The organism is Enterococcus spodopteracolus, assembly GCF_030441955.1.
GTDB lineage: Bacteria > Bacillota > Bacilli > Lactobacillales > Enterococcaceae > Enterococcus_B > Enterococcus_B spodopteracolus.
In genome coordinates, this window is the sequence record NZ_JARJHD010000174.1 from 1 (window position 1) to 255 (window position 255).

1 protein-coding gene is annotated in these 255 nt (G+C 45.5%); it reads right to left on the bottom strand.

Features of this window, described 5'->3' with window-relative positions; translation table 11 throughout:
* Positions 1 to 255 (bottom strand): WxL domain-containing protein (locus tag P3R27_RS15610; RefSeq protein ID WP_301357626.1); only part of this gene is annotated, 255 nt, incomplete at both ends.

Below are 255 nucleotides of genomic sequence, written 5' to 3' on the forward strand. Positions count from 1 at the left end.
CGTTGTACTCGTTGCTTTAAAGTCGGTCATGCGTACTTGCAGGTCCCAACCCGCATTCGTTCCACGGACATCTTGTACTTGCGCAAAACTGACATAAGGAACTTTGTTTTCTTCACCTGTTGTACCCTCTTTTTGTTGCTTTTCTGCGATCATATTGTAGGTTTGATCTTGATTCGAGATCACTTGTGAGCCAAAGTTCATCGTGGCAGCTTTCATGATCGATAACGGACCTGTTGTTCCTGGCACTTCAGGCTC